The 12258-nt window shown below is 72.5% G+C and carries 12 protein-coding genes; 2 read left to right on the forward strand and 10 right to left on the reverse strand.

The genetic code is table 11. The features are described from left to right. Positions 1–3: 3 nt before the first annotated feature. Genes HNR02_RS33210 through HNR02_RS33245 form a run of 8 tightly spaced genes read right to left on the reverse strand, consistent with a single transcriptional unit; the run spans position 4 to position 8593 of the window. Positions 4–1467, reverse strand: coding sequence for an ABC transporter ATP-binding protein (locus HNR02_RS33210; RefSeq protein WP_179777553.1), 1464 nt, complete (start codon positions 1465–1467; stop codon positions 4–6). Next, on the reverse strand, positions 1464–2261 hold the full coding sequence (locus HNR02_RS33215) for an ABC transporter permease (RefSeq protein ID WP_312861266.1): 798 nt from the start codon (positions 2259–2261) through the stop codon (positions 1464–1466). Before HNR02_RS33215 ends, HNR02_RS33210 begins: the two co-directional genes overlap by 4 nt. After that, a complete protein-coding gene (locus HNR02_RS33220) occupies positions 2258–3217 on the reverse strand; it encodes an ABC transporter permease (RefSeq protein ID WP_312861267.1) in 960 nt (319 codons plus the stop codon). Before HNR02_RS33220 ends, HNR02_RS33215 begins: the two co-directional genes overlap by 4 nt. Next, complete coding sequence (locus tag HNR02_RS33225; RefSeq protein WP_179777554.1) at positions 3214–4758, reverse strand: ABC transporter substrate-binding protein; 1545 nt, start codon at positions 4756–4758, stop codon at positions 3214–3216. Before HNR02_RS33225 ends, HNR02_RS33220 begins: the two co-directional genes overlap by 4 nt. A 22-nt stretch (positions 4759–4780) precedes the next feature. Then, a complete protein-coding gene (locus HNR02_RS33230; protein ID WP_179777555.1) occupies positions 4781–5470 on the reverse strand; it encodes a VOC family protein in 690 nt (229 codons plus the stop codon). After that, on the reverse strand, positions 5467–6549 hold the full coding sequence (locus HNR02_RS33235; RefSeq protein ID WP_312861268.1) for a Gfo/Idh/MocA family oxidoreductase: 1083 nt from the start codon (positions 6547–6549) through the stop codon (positions 5467–5469). The genes HNR02_RS33230 and HNR02_RS33235 overlap by 4 nt, the downstream gene beginning before the upstream one ends. Further along, positions 6546–7838, reverse strand: a complete 1293-nt coding sequence (locus HNR02_RS33240; protein WP_179777556.1) for a salicylate synthase — start codon at positions 7836–7838, stop codon at positions 6546–6548. Before HNR02_RS33240 ends, HNR02_RS33235 begins: the two co-directional genes overlap by 4 nt. A gap of 14 nt (positions 7839–7852) precedes the next feature. Then, positions 7853–8593 (reverse strand): thioesterase II family protein, encoded by a 741-nt coding sequence (locus HNR02_RS33245; RefSeq protein ID WP_179777557.1) that lies wholly within the window; start codon positions 8591–8593, stop codon positions 7853–7855. Between the two features lie 150 nt (positions 8594–8743). Between HNR02_RS33245 and HNR02_RS33250 the strand changes: the two genes are divergently transcribed. Continuing rightward, positions 8744–9379, forward strand: a complete 636-nt coding sequence (locus HNR02_RS33250; RefSeq protein WP_179777558.1) for a TetR/AcrR family transcriptional regulator — start codon at positions 8744–8746, stop codon at positions 9377–9379. Here the strand turns inward: HNR02_RS33250 and HNR02_RS33255 are convergent, their stop codons facing one another. Together HNR02_RS33255 and HNR02_RS33260 are read right to left on the reverse strand one after the other, a co-directional pair. Further along, the gene (locus tag HNR02_RS33255) at positions 9380–9877 is read right to left on the reverse strand and encodes a winged helix-turn-helix transcriptional regulator (protein ID WP_179777559.1); all 498 of its coding nucleotides are present in this window, start codon (positions 9875–9877) and stop codon (positions 9380–9382) included. It abuts the gene before it with no gap. Between the two features lie 151 nt (positions 9878–10028). Beyond that, positions 10029–10652 (reverse strand): DUF305 domain-containing protein, encoded by a 624-nt coding sequence (locus HNR02_RS33260; protein ID WP_179777560.1) that lies wholly within the window; start codon positions 10650–10652, stop codon positions 10029–10031. Positions 10653–10796: 144 nt separating this feature from the next. Between HNR02_RS33260 and HNR02_RS33265 the strand changes: the two genes are divergently transcribed. Continuing rightward, the gene (locus HNR02_RS33265) at positions 10797–12212 is read left to right on the forward strand and encodes an LVIVD repeat-containing protein (RefSeq protein WP_179777998.1); all 1416 of its coding nucleotides are present in this window, start codon (positions 10797–10799) and stop codon (positions 12210–12212) included. Positions 12213–12258 lie beyond the last annotated feature (46 nt).

The following is a 12258-nucleotide window of genomic DNA, read 5'->3' on the forward strand; positions in this document are numbered from 1 at the left end:
TCCTCACGGATGGGTCGGGGACAGCGGGCGCGAGCCGCCCAGCAGCCGGATCACGGCCTGGTCGGGGTCCTCGTGCCCGGGCACCAGCTCACGGACCGGCCCGTCGGCGGTGACGCGGCCGTCGGCCAGCACCAGCAGCCGGTCGGCGGCCGACACCGCGACGGTGGCGTCGTGGGTGATCAGGACGACGGCGAGACCGTGCCGGGCCCGCAGTTCGCCCAGCAGGGCGAGGATTTCGGCGCCGGTGGCGGCGTCGAGCGCGGAGGTGGGCTCGTCGCAGACCAGCACCCGCGGACCGGCCGCGAGCGCGCGGGCGATCGACACCCGCTGCCGCTGCCCGCCGGACAGCTCCCCGGGCAGCCGCCCGGCGAACCCGGCGGGCAGGTGCACGGCTTCGAGCAGGCGCGTGATCTCGCTCGCGCGGGCTTCGCGGTCACGCATCCCGCGCAGCGTCCGGAGTGGACGGTCGAGCGCGGTGCGCACGGTCTGGCGGGGATGCAGGGCCTCGACGGGGCTCTGCGCCACCAGGCCGAGCGCCGCGCGCTGGGCCCGGCCCCGCCGGTGCACCACGTCGGGCAGCGCTTCGCCGTCGAGCAGGACGGTGCCTCCGCCGGGGTGCAGTCCGGCGATCCGCCGGGCGAGGGTGCTCTTGCCCGCGCCGGACGTGCCCAGCACGGCCAGGCATTCACCGCCGCGCACGGCGAAGTCCACTTCGGACAAGACGGTGCGTGGTCCGTGGGCCGCGGTGAGCGACCGTCCCTCCAGCACGATCCCGCCCGTGGTGGAACGCACCGCGGCGGGCCGGACGGGACCGGCAGTGCCGGGCACCACCCGTCCGCCCGCGAAGGCCACGACGCGGTCGGTTCCGGCCTCGACGGTCGCCAGGTCGTGGCTGATCCACAGCAGGGCGATGCCCTCGTCGCGCAGGCGGGCCAGCTCGCCGGTCACCTCCTGCTTGGCCACCAGGTCCAGTGCCGTGGTCGGTTCGTCGAGCACCAGCAGCCGCGGGGACCGCGCCAGCGCCGCCGCGATGACGACCCGCTGCTGCTGTCCGCCGGAGAGCTGGTGCGGATAGCGGTGCGCGAGTCCGGCGTCGAGCCCCACGCGCGCGAGCAGCCGGTCCACCTCGGCTGCTCCGCCCGCCATCACGCGCAGGAAGGCACCGACCCGCGCGTACGGGTTGAGCGCCGCGCCCGGATCCTGCCCCACGTAGCCGGTCACCACGCCGCGGATCCCAGGCGCCGGACGCGGCAGCATGTCCTGCCCGGTCACGAGCACCCGGCCGCCGGTGTGCCGCACGCCGGGGCGCAGGTGCCCGAGCACGGCGAGCGCGGTGCTCGTCTTGCCGGACCCCGACGGCCCGACGACACCCACCGCCTCGCCAGGGGCGACGGTCAGGTCCACGCCGTCGACGATCGGGCCGTCCGCGGTCGCGAGCGTGAGCCCGCGGATCTCCACCAGCGTCACGCGAGCACCCCCCGCGCGCGGGCGCCGGCGCCGTCGGCGAGCAGGTTCGCCGTGACCGCCAGCAGCGCCACACCGATCATCGGCGCCAGCAGGGCCCACGGCTGCAGCGCGGCCCCGGGCAGCGCTTCCACGATCATCAGCCCCCAGTCGGAATCACCCGTGCCCAGTCCGAGGAAGCCCGCCGCGGCGACCAGGTAGACGGCGGTCACGAACCGCAGCCCGAGGTCGGCCAGCAGCGTGCCGCCGACCAGCGGCAGCACCTCACGGCCCAGCAGCCACCACCAGCTCTCACCCCTCGCCAGCGCCGCCTCCACGTGCGCGCGTCCGGTGACCTGGTCGGCGGCGGCCCTGGCCACGCGCGCCGACAACGGCAGCCCGGACAGCACGACCGCCAGCACCAGCCCCGTCCGGCTGGGCAGCGCGGTGAGCACCAGCAGCAGCACGAGGATCGGCGGCACCGCGGCGAGCACGTCCAGCGGGCGCGTCACCAGCGGTTCGATCCGGGGGTGGCGGATCGCGGCGAGCGCGCCGGACAGCCCGGCGAGCGCGCCGAGCGCGGTGCCGAGAACCGCCCCGAGCACGCTCGTGAGCAGCAGCGGCAGGCTGCCGTGCAGCAGCCGCGCGAGCACGTCCCTGCCCAGCTGGTCGGTGCCGAGGGGCCCGCCGGTCCCCGGCGGCGAGAACGCGGGAGCGACCGGCGCGGTCGCCGGATGCGCGGCGATCAGGGGCCCGCACACGATCAGTGCCAGGAGCAGTACCGCCCCCGCCACCCCGGCACGACGTCGACGGGTCACCGGGCACCCCTCGCGCGCAGGCGGGGCGTCAGCAGGGTCGAGGCGAGGTCCGCCAGCACCAGCCCGCCCAACGTCAGCGCGCCGAGGACCAGTACCAGCGCCTGCACCACCGGCAGATCGCCCAGCTGGACCGAGGACACCAGCAGCTCGCCCAGCCCGGGATACCCGAACACGCGCTCCACCAGCACCGCTCCCCCGAGCATCCCGACCGCGGTCACCACCCACACCTGCACCGCGACCGGCAGCACCGCGGGCACCACGGCGCGCCGCAGCACCACCCGGCCCGGCACCCCGCTCAACCGCAGGAACTCCGCCTGCGAGGAGTCCACAGTGGACAAGGCGGTGCCGCGGATGACGCGCACCGCGTAGGCGAGCCCGGGCAGCATCAACCCGAGAACCGGCAGCACCAGGACCTCCGGACGGCTCAGCGGACTGCTCCCGGCGGGCACGAGCGACACCGCGGGCAGCAGCGGGAGCAGCACCGCGAACACGACGACCAGGCCCGAGGCGATCACGAACTCCGGCACCGACACCAGCAGCAGCGCCGTCGTGGACACCACGCGGTCGGTGGCGCGCGCGCGACGCCACGCCGCCACCACACCCAGCACCAGCGACAACGGCACCAGCAGGAGCAGGGCCAGCCCGGCCAGCAGCACCGAGTTGCCGACCCGGTCGGACAGCATGTCGCCGACCGGGCGACCGGTCGCCGACAGGCCGAAGTCGCCGTGCAGCGCCCCGCCCGCCCAGTCGAGGTAGCGGATCAGCACCGGCCGGTCCAGGCCGAGGTTCGCCCGCGCCTGCGCGACCCGCTCCGCCGACGCGCTCGGTCCCAGGTGCGCGGTCACCGCGTCACCGGGCAGCAGATCCACGCCCACGTAGACCACGAAGGACAACAGCACCAGCAGGACCGCGCTCAGGCCCAGCCGCCGCGACGTCCGTGCCAGCGCACCGGTCACGCCAGTCCCGCCTTGCCGAGGTAGGGGTACTGGGCCTGGTCGTGCACCTCGACACCGGCGACGTTCGCCTTCGCCATGCTCAGGATGTCGGCATCACCCCAGACCACGGTGTTGCCCTTGTCGAACATCAGGTCCTGCAGCCGCTGCCACGCCTGCGCGCGGGTGTCCTCGGACGTGGTGGCGATCGCCTCGGCGAGCGCGGTGGCGAAGTCCTCGTCGGGCAGCACCAGCGACGGGATCCCGCTGAGCCTGCCGTAGGCGACCGGCAACGGGTAGGTGCCCATGCCGAAGGTGACGGAGTGCGCCTCGGCCAGCGCCGACGGTTCGAAGAACTCCGACAGGCCGACCACCTGCGCCTCGACGTCGAGCCCGATCTCCTTCATCTGCTCGGCGAACAGCTGCGTCGCCGCGTTGTACCCGGTCTGGTACTCCGCCGTCCTGGCGAAGATCTTCACCCCGCCCGCCCCGGCTTCGGCCACCAGCCTGCGAGCTTCCTCGATGTCGCGAGCCAGCGGCGCCCGGTCGTCGTGGTAGCGGCTGCCGGCGCCGAACAGGTCGTTGCCCGGCACCCCGAACCCGAGGAACACGGTGTCCACGAGCGCCTGCCGGTCGACGCCCAGCCGCACGGCACGCCGTACCCGCGAGTCGTCGAACGGCGGCTTGGTGGCGTTGAGGACGAACGCGAACCCGGTGCGCGTGGCCGGGCCCGCGGTGCGGATCTCCAGGCCCGGGGCGGTCGTGCCGATCTTCGCCGTGGTGAACGGGATGTCGCCGGTGTAGTCGGCCTGCCCGGTGGTGACCGCGTTGACCTGCGCCTGGGCGTCGGTGAGGCTGAGCAGGACCAGCTCGTCGGCAGGCGCGGCCTCGCCCCAGTACCCGTCGAAGCGGGCCAGCCGGGTCTCGCGTCCCGCCTCGAACGCGGTCACGCGGTACGGGCCGGTGCCGTTGACCGTCTCCGCGGTGATGGACGTGGTGCCGTCCTTGACCATCTTCGCGGGAAAGGCGGCGAGCAGCACGGCCGGATCGCCGACGGGGGTCAGGGTCGGTACGCGCACCGTGGCGTCGTCGACGACCTCGACGTGGGCGAGGTCGAGGTAGCCGGTCAGCTCGCTCGGGTAGGCCCTGGCCGGGTCGCCCATGTAGCCGAAGCTGTAGGCGACATCACGAGCGGTGAACGCGGATCCGTCGTGCCAGCGCACGTTTTCCCGCAGGTGCAGCACGAACGAGCGGCCGTCCGCGGCGGTGTCGAGTCCGGTCGCCAGCGACGGCGCGGCGCCGCCGTTTTCCAGTACGAACAGCGAGTCGTAGATGACGTCGTTGCGGACGAAGTCGACGGCGGACCCCCCGGCGTAGGGGTCCAGGCTCTCCGCCGCGGCACCGCCGGTGAAAGCGGCGCGGAAGGTGCCTCCGCGGCGCGGGGTGAGCGCGTTCGTCATCTGGGCCGGCGCGGCGCCGGTCCCTCCGGTGCCGCAGGCGGCGAGCAGCGCCGCGGCGCCGGTCGCTCCCGCGAGGCGCAGGAGATCGCGGCGGGAGAACGGCATGGAAACCTCCGGGGTCTGGGAATCAGTGGGTGGCGGGGAGCACGACGGCGCCGTGGAGCAGTGCCGGGTCCGGCGGTTCGCGCAGGCCGGCGAGTTCGACGGCACGCACACCGGTGCGGTCGGCGGGCTCGATCCGGAACCCGGGATCGGTGCCGACGAGACGGCGCAGCGCGGGCTCGTCGCCGCTCGCGGCGCCGAGTACGACGGTCCGCAGCGCGGTCGCGCCGTTGGCGTGCGTGGTTTCCGGCGGGTGCTGCGGCGGGTCGTAGGGCGTGACGAAGAACGGGATGCGGTCGCGGCGGGGGTAGCAGAAGCGGAACCGGGTCCGGCCGCCGTCGGGCCGGGTGCGGGTCCAGCGCACCGCGCGTGCCGTCGCGACGCCGGACTCGCGCAGCGCCTTCCGCGTCGGGTCCAGATCGTCGTCGGCGACCAGGACCGCGACATCGCAGAACCCTTCGCCCTGCCGGGCCCACCGCACCATGCGGCGCCCGGCTCCGCGGCCGAACATCAGCGCCAGCGGCAGCCGGAGCAGCCGCGCGGCGCGGGGTGTGGTGAGCAGTTCGATGATCGGGCCGTCGGCGAACCATACGTGCGCGTGCAACGCCTTGGTCTCGTCGGTGGCGTAGTGCACGTCGAACCCGGCCGCGCGGAAGTCCGCCACGGCGCGGTGCAGATCGTGCACCCGCACCAGGACGTGGCTGCACCGGCTCACGAGAGCACCGCCATCGGCAGTTCGGCCGGTTCGCCGGGCCGGATCAGCTCGGGCACGCCGAGCGCGGCGGTCAGGTCCGACCAGGCCCGCGACACCGCGAGCGCCCACTGTCCACTGTGTACCCGACGCGCGGGCTCGGTGATATCGCCCGCGAGGCGCCGCAGCGACCGCAGCACCGCCCGGGGCCAGAGTCCGGCGAACACCTCGTGGTAGGTGCCGGGCTCCCCGCCGAGCACCGAGGTGGTGGGCACGGCCAGCCGTTCGGTGCCCGGCCCGGACATCACCAGGCGCCCGGTGCCGTCGCGGCGCGAGTGCAGCCGCGGGTTCCACAGCACGGGTCCATGTGTGTCGGCCAGTGACAGCACACCGCCCTCGGCGCCCGCCGAGATGCGGTGCAGCAGGTAGGAATGGTTGTCGGCGTCCTCGGGGTGGACCTGGTTCTGCACCCGCAACGTCACCGGGATTCCGCCGATCGCCGCGTGCAGGGTGCGGAACGGCTGCGCGGTCTCACTCGCCGCGCCGACGTCGGCCGGGACGTCGTCGGCCGGGCCGAACGCCCACGGCCGCAGCGTTGCGGTGATGCGGCCGAGCACGTCGAGCAGCGGGTAGGCGACCTGGCTGTTGCACGCCGCGTCCAGGTAAGCCAGCCCCTGTTCGCGGTGCAGCGCTCGCGCGGCGGTGATGAACCGGCGCACCGGTTCGATGTCGTGGTAGAGCGTGTTCACCGCGTACGCCGCGTCCGCCTGGCGCGCCACGCGCAGGGTCTCGGCGATCTCGCCCGTGTGCACGGGGTGCTCCTGCAGGACGTGGATCCCGCGCCGCAGGAACGCCCGCGCGAGGTCGGTGCCGGGACCACCGGTCGCGCCGGAACGCACCACGACGCAGGCGATGTCGGCGTCGGGCACCTGGTCCGGCGCGGTGTACACCGGCACCCCTTCACGCGCCGCGAGGTCCCGGGAGAAGTCGCTGCCCCGCGCGAGGATGCCGGTCAGTTCGAAGTCCTCCGGCGCGGCGCGCACCGCGTCGAGGTAGATCCGCCCGAACGCGGTTCCGGCGACGACCACCCTGAGCCGCGTCACGACGCCGCCCGCAGGGATTCCGCGGCCGGCACGAGGTACCGGCTGACGGCGGCGAGCTTTTCCCGGGTCTCCTCCAGTTCCCGCGCGGGAGTGGACGGGCCGACCACACCCGCGCCCGCCCGCAACCACGTCTCGCCGCGATGCCGGAACAAGCTGCGGAGCACGAGTGCGGCGTCCAGAGCACCATCGGAGTCCGCGACGACGATCGCGCCGCTGTAGAGTCCGCGCTCCCCCGGTTCGAGGCGGTGCAGGAGCTCGCAGGCCTGCGCCTTCGGGATGCCGGAGGCGGTGACGGCCGGGAACAGCCCGGTCAGCGCGTCCCACGCGCCGACACCGGCCCGCAGGTCACCCATCACCCGCGACGCGAGGTGCTGGACGCTGCCACGGCGCCGGACGTCCATGAACTCGGTGACCCGGACCGTGCCGGGCTCGCACAGCCCGTCGAGTTCCGCGGCGGCCAGGCGCACCGAGACGGCGTGTTCGAAAACCTCCTTGGGATCCCGCAGCAGCTCGGCCAGCGCGGCCGCGTCCCGGTCTTCGTCCCCGGTCAGCGCGCGGGTCCCGGCGAGCGGCTGGGTCGTCACGGTGCCGGAGGCGGTCACCCGCGCGACGATCTCCGGGCTGAATCCGGCGGCTTCCCAGCCGCCGAGCCGCAGCAGGAACGACCGCGCGGGGTCGTTGGCGCGGCGCCCCGCGAGGTAGGTCGCCGGCAGGTCCAGGTCGCCGGGCACGGGCACCGAGCGCGACAGGATGACCTTGTCCAGGTTGCCCGCGTGGATCTCGTCGAGCGCGGCGAGCACCGACTTCTCGTAGGCGGCCGCGCCGTGGTCGCGCGTGTCCACCTCGATCCGCTCACCCGGCAGCGGCGTGGCCGTCGTGTCGCCCAGCCGTCGTTCGAGATCGTCGAGTTCCGCGACCGTCGCGGCGTGCAGGGTGGCTTCGCCGCCGGAGATCCGGATCTCCCGCCGTGGCAGCAGGAAACGCGCGAGTTCCCCGCCCGCCGAGTCGAGGCACAGCTCGAACGCCACCCAGCCGTAGGCGCGTCCGCCCACCTCGCGCAGGACCGAACCCGCGGTCGCCAGTGGAGTGCCGTGCACCGGGAAGTCCCTGCGGGAGCCGGAGTTCACGAGCGAAACCCGGTCCCGGTACACCTCGACGCGGGCGAGTTCGCCTTCCGCCAGTGACACCCCCTCGGCGTCCTCGTAGAACAGGTATTCCCCGGCCGCCGACGCGCACAGGACAGCGCCGGCGGCGAGGGCGTCGCCCGCGAACGGGATAACGCGTCTCATTCGCTCACTTTCGGTCAGGAGGACAGGGCTCCGGCCGGCGACAGCCGGCGCAGCAGGTCGTGCACCGCGGCTTGCCGCGGCAACAGGTAGAAATGGCCGCCCGGCAGGGTGTGCAGGGTGAACGGACCGCGGGTGGTCTCGGCCCACCGTCCGGCCTGCACGGCGTCGACCTCGGTGTCTTCGGTGCCGATCACCGCGGTGACCGGACAGGTCAACGGCGGCCCGTGGCGGTGACGGTAGGTCTCGGCGACACGGAAGTCCGCGCGGATCGAGGGCAGGAACACCGGGCGCACGGCCGGATCGCGCAGCAGCTCGGTACCCACGCCACCCAGGCGGTCCAGCTCGTCGACGAGCGCGTCGTCATCCTGGCGGTGCAGGTCACCGCCCACTTCGTCCGCCGGTGCACGACGGCCGGACACCACGAGGTGCGCCGGGGCATGCCCGCCCAGCGTCCGCGCGGTTTCGTAGGCGATGAGCGCGCCCAGGCTGTGTCCGAAAAGGATCGTCGGCCGCTCGGCGAGCCCGGCCAGCGCATCCGCGACGGCCGCAGCCGTCGTCCTCGCATCCTCCTGGCCCGCCTCGGTGATCCGGTCCTCACGCCCGGGGTACTGCACGGCGAGCACCTCGATGCCGGATGCCAGTCCCCGCGCCCAGGACAGGTAGAAACCGGCTGTGCCTCCAGCGTGTGGAAAACAAACGAGCCGGACAGCTCCGGTACTTCCACGGCTGCGTAACCATCCGCTACGCGTCGTCATCGCATCCCCACTCCGTTCACCCGGTCATGTAAACCTTTTTGACAATGATTGTCAATCTCGTGAGTGCCGGTGATGCGAACGTTGTACGCGTTAGGCTAACCTAAGTCGCGTGGTGCGTGGGGTAATCGGCCGGAATGAGACGATCACGACATGGCATCGCAGTCCCCCGCACGCAAACCACGCCCCGGCCTGACACCGGCGATCATCACGGCCGCCGGCCGGAAACTGATCGAACGCGACGGGCTGGAAGCACTGACGATGCGGGCCGTCGCGGCCGAACTGAACACGGCCGCGACGTCCCTCTACCGCCACGTGGCCGACCGGGAAGCGCTCCTGCTGGCCGTGCTCGAAGAGGTCGCGTCCGGGCTGCCGGTCGACGTTGCCGGGCGCACGCCGAAGAAGCGGCTGGAGCGCCGTCTGGTCGCCACGCACGACTACATGGCCGACCACGTGTGGGTCCTGCACATCCTCATCCGCGGCGAGATGGTCGCGGTGAACGCGCTCCCCTTCGCCGACGCGTGCATCGGCGACTTCATCGCGGCCGGGCAGCGCCCGCGCGAAGCCTACGCCGCGTTCCTGGCGTGCTGGCACCTCACGATCGGCGAACTGCTCGACTCACACCCGCTCACCCCACCGCCGCAGCCGAGCCAGCGCTCGCGCGCGGTGGCCGGGATCGACCCTGACGAGCTCCCCGCGCTGGCGAAGGTGCGCGACCTCGGGCGGTCGGTCACGAAGGACTCGTTCCCCAGGACGATCGGCAAGCTGCTCGAGGCCCTGCTGTCCTGACTACCCGGCGAAGCGGCGCCGCACCTCCGGCCGCCGCGCCAGGCGGCCGGGGAAGCCCGGCCCCATCAGCATCCGGGTGTCGCCGGAGGTCAGCGGCTCGCGGCAGTGCGCGCACACCACCTCGGCGTGCGTGTCGTGGTCGCAGGCGTCGTGATGGAAGGTGATCGGCGGGCCGTCGTCTTCGGCGAGCCAGCGGTCTCCCCATGCGGACATCGCGACGAGCACCCCGAAGAAGTCACGGCCCTTCTCGGTGAGCACATAGTCGTGGCGCACCGGCTCGGTCTGGTAAGGCGTCTTCTCCAGCAGGCCCTCCTCGACGAGCCGCCGGAGACGCTCGGTGAGGGTGTTGCGCGCGATACCCAGCTCCCGCTGGAACTCGTCGAACCGGCGGAACCCGTAGAACGCCTCGCGCAGCACCAGCGGTGTCCACGCATCGCCCAGGAGATCGAGGGTGCGCGCGATGGAACACGGCCACCGCGCGAACGACGTGCGCCTCATCCTGGCAGCGTACTGCCCGGAACAGCCAACACGCCGCCCGCAACGGCAAACACGGTGCCCGGAACAGCCAACACGCCACAGCCCGCCGTGTTTGCCGCTCCCGGCGGCGTGTTTGCTGTTCGTGACGGCGTGTTTGCTGTTCGTGGCAAAATCACCCTGCCATCGTGCGCATGCGGGTGACCTCGTCGCTCTGCGAGGCGATCACGTCACCGGCCATCTCCTCCACGAACACGTCCGATCCGGCGCCGAGCACCTCCGACGCCATCGTGATCGCGCCCTCGTGGTGCACCGTCATCAGTTGCAGGAACTGACGGTCGAACTCCGGGCCCGACGCGGCCTCCAACGCGGCCAGCTGTTCCTCGGTCGCCATCCCCGGCATCGGCCCGTGGTCCGCCGCGTGACCGTGGTGCCCGGCGTGCTCGCCCGGCACCTCCAGCCCCCGCTGCCGCAACCAGGCGGTCATCGTCGTGATCTCCGGGCCCTGCGTCGCGGTGATGCGGGCGGCCAGGCCCTTCACGTCCTCGCGCGCCGCGCGGGCCGGTGCCAGGGAGCCCATCCGGATCGCCTGCCCGTGGTGCAGGATCATCCGCTGCACGTACGCGACATCGGCGTCGTTGTGCTGATTGGCGGGCACCGCGCCGCTCGCCTCGTCCGCGGGCAGCGTCCGGGCCGGTTCACCGGGCGCGCCGGGGACCACGACCGGCGGCGCCTCCGGCTCGGCCGAGCACGCCGCGACGAGCAACGCCACCAAGACTCCCCCGACGATCCGCCGCACCGGGCCCTCCTCCGCACTCGTCCGCTGCCGTGACCGTACACCCGGCGAACCGGACGAAAATCCTACTTTTGGCGCTGTTCGCACCACGGCCGATCCGGGCATAATTCGTGATTCTCCACAGGAAAGGGGATCGCCGCCGTGGCCATGGGGAACGCACGCAGACGTCTCTTCGCGCTCACCGGCGCGCTCGCCCTCGCACTGACCACGCTCGCCGCCGCACCGGCGCAGGCCGCACCCGGCATCCCCGCGGTGGACGAGGTCAGCGGCACCCGCAACATCGAGCACCTGGCCAACGTCCCGAAGCAGGCCCCGTTCGACAACGTGGACGCCTTCGGCACCGACATCGCCTTCACCGACGACCACGCGATCGTCGGCAACTACAACGGCTTCGTCGTCTACGACATCAGCAAGCCGAAGAAGCCGCGCATCGTCAGCCAGGTCCTCTGCCCTGGCTCGCAGAACGACGTCTCCGTCTCCAATGACCTGCTGTTCCTCTCGACCGACTCCTCACGCAGCGACAACTCCTGCGCCAGCGCATCCCAGCCCGCCACGGAGAAGAACTCGTGGGAGGGCATCAAGATCTTCGACATCAGCGACCTGGCGAACCCGAAGTACGTGGCCGCGGTGGAGACCAAGTGCGGCTCACACACCCACACGCTGGTGCCGGGCAAGACCGGCCGGGACGTCTACCTCTACGTCTCCTCCTACAGCCCGCGCGCCGAGTTCCCGGACTGCACACCGCCGCACGACCTGATCTCCGTGGTCAAGGTGCCGGTCCGCAACCCGGCCGCCGCTGCCGTGGTGAACGAACCCGTCCTGTTCCCGGACGGCGCCAACCCCGGCACGCCGGGCACCTTCCCCAACCCCTACGTCACGGCGACCTCGGGCTGCCACGACATCACCGCCTACCCGTCCAAGGATCTGGCGGCGGGCGCGTGCATGGGTGACGGTGTGTTGTTCGACATCTCCGACCGCGAGCATCCGCGGGTGATCGAGCAGGTCCAGGACGACACGAACTTCGCGTTCTGGCACTCGGCGACGTTCAACAACGAGGGCACCAAGGTCGTGTTCACCGACGAACTGGGCGGTGGCGGTCAGCCCGCGTGCACCCCGGCGATCGGCGCGGTGCGCGGCGCGGACGCGATCTACGACATCAGGGGCCGCGGCGACCACCGGAACCTGGAGTTCGCGAGCTACTTCAAGATCCCGCGCGAGCAGGCCCCGACCGAGAACTGCGTGGCGCACAACGGTTCCCTGATCCCGGTCAAGGGCCGCGACATCATGGTGCAGGCGTGGTACCAGGGCGGCATCTCGGTGTGGGACTTCACCGACTCGGCCCACCCGAAGGAACTCGGCTACTGGGAACGCGGCCCGGTGTCGGACACCGAACTGATCGTCGGCGGATCGTGGTCGGCCTACTACTACAACGGCCACATCTACTCCTCCGACATCCAGAAGGGCCTGGACGTGTTCGCCCTGCACGACCCGCGCACGGCGAGCGCGAAGTCGGTGCGGATGGACGAGCTCAACGCCCAGACCCAGGGCCGCTACCGCGGCTGATCGCCTGGAGCCGCTGGTCAGGTTGGCGCTGCGCGCGGCTTCTGCG

Origin of the sequence: Amycolatopsis endophytica (assembly GCF_013410405.1) — a bacterium.
Classification (GTDB): domain Bacteria; phylum Actinomycetota; class Actinomycetes; order Mycobacteriales; family Pseudonocardiaceae; genus Amycolatopsis_E; species Amycolatopsis_E endophytica.